We start from the raw sequence: 1,213 nt of genomic DNA, 5'->3' as shown, positions 1-1,213 counted from the left end.
CCCGGTTGTGAACATTGGCCCGTGGGGACGGGAATTTCATCAAAGGCTCGAGCGAGTGCACACTCCTTACGCTTTCGATGAATTGCCCCGGTTGCTGCGGGAGATCGTGAAGCGTTTCCTCGGATAGGTCTGCTGAAACCCAAGCGGGGTTGGAACCCACCGCTCATAGTAAGCTGCCTTGAGGGGGCGGTTCCTCGGGCGCACGTTTCGCTGGCGCGCTTTCGGCGATGATCGGCTGCTCGGTGGCTGGATCGTCGTCGCCGACCTTAGCGTTGTTCATCCTGCTGTTGACGATCCACTCGCGAAGCTCGGGTGGAGGCTGGTCGAGGAGCTCCTTCCCACCGGTGCCGTCGAGCCAGGCGTCGAAATCCCTGGGGTGCAGCATTGCGGGCATCCGGTGATGGATGGCTGACATCCACTTATCGGCGTCCCGGGTGATAATCGTGCAGGAAACGATCTCCTCCCCGGTCTCCGGATCGGTCCATCGATCCCACAGGCCTGCGAACGCCAGCAATCCGCCATCCGCAGCGCTGATCCGGTGCGGGACCTTTTCGCCCTTCGTGCCCGTCCACTCATAGAACGCGCTTGCCGGGATGATGCAGCGCCGCTTGACGAAGGCCGAGCGAAACATCGCGCTGTCGCTCATTCGGTCGGAGCGAGCGTTATGGGTCGACCCGACTTCCGAAGGAGTCTTCTTCCACCACCCCGGGATCAGCCCCCAGCGCGCCCTTCGAAGCTCTCGCCGGGCCTCGGTCTTCACGATGATGTCGACGTCGGTGGTCGGCGGGATGTTGTAGCGGGCGCGCAGGTTGGGCCGATCCGCAGGCACGGTCAGAGGTTGGCTGAAGGCGACAATCTCTTCCCAGGTGTAGGCTTGGCTGAATCGTCCGCACATCGGGTGCTGCCTCTATTGAATGGGAGAAATCTTGGCCTGCTCCTCGTTGGCCTTCGCGAGGAAGGCTTCGAGCTTGACCAGCAACCCGGGCGTGAAGACCAAGTTCATGACCTGGCCGCCGGCCATCTCCAGGCTGATCATCGTTTCTCCCTGAGGATGGGTCGTTATCGCCACCTGCCTCACGTCAACGACGTCGAGATCGATTTCAGGCAGCTCGGCAGGCTTCTTCGCCATCAATCCCGGTCCGTGGTCGGTCGCCATAACTCATCCGGTACGCGCTCCCCGGTCACTTGTTCCTCGGCTATGCGGTCGGCTTGA

General features: G+C 62.0%; 2 protein-coding genes. Both read right to left on the bottom strand.

The window, feature by feature from the left end; all coding sequences use genetic code 11:
• Positions 1 to 163: 163 nt before the first annotated feature.
• Entirely contained in the window at positions 164 to 895 is a 732-nt protein-coding gene (locus AC1DIN_RS29830) for an SOS response-associated peptidase (protein WP_476812346.1), read from the bottom strand.
• 12 nt (positions 896 to 907) lie between these two features.
• The gene (locus tag AC1DIN_RS29825) at positions 908 to 1,156 is read right to left on the bottom strand and encodes a hypothetical protein (RefSeq protein ID WP_476812345.1); all 249 of its coding nucleotides are present in this window, start codon (positions 1,154 to 1,156) and stop codon (positions 908 to 910) included.
• Positions 1,157 to 1,213: the final 57 nt, after the last annotated feature.

This window comes from Allobosea sp. 05T438 (genome assembly GCF_056396025.1).
Note: the sequence above shows the minus strand (reverse complement) of the source record. Positions and strands in the feature narration are given on the sequence as shown.

What these genes read in the sequence shown, in the direction of transcription:
- AC1DIN_RS29825 (WP_476812345.1), bottom strand. Translation starts at nt 1,156, where the DNA reads ATGGCGACCGACCACGGACCGGGATTGATGGCGAAGAAGCCTGCCGAG.
- AC1DIN_RS29830 (WP_476812346.1), bottom strand. Translation starts at nt 895, where the DNA reads ATGTGCGGACGATTCAGCCAAGCCTACACCTGGGAAGAGATTGTCGCC.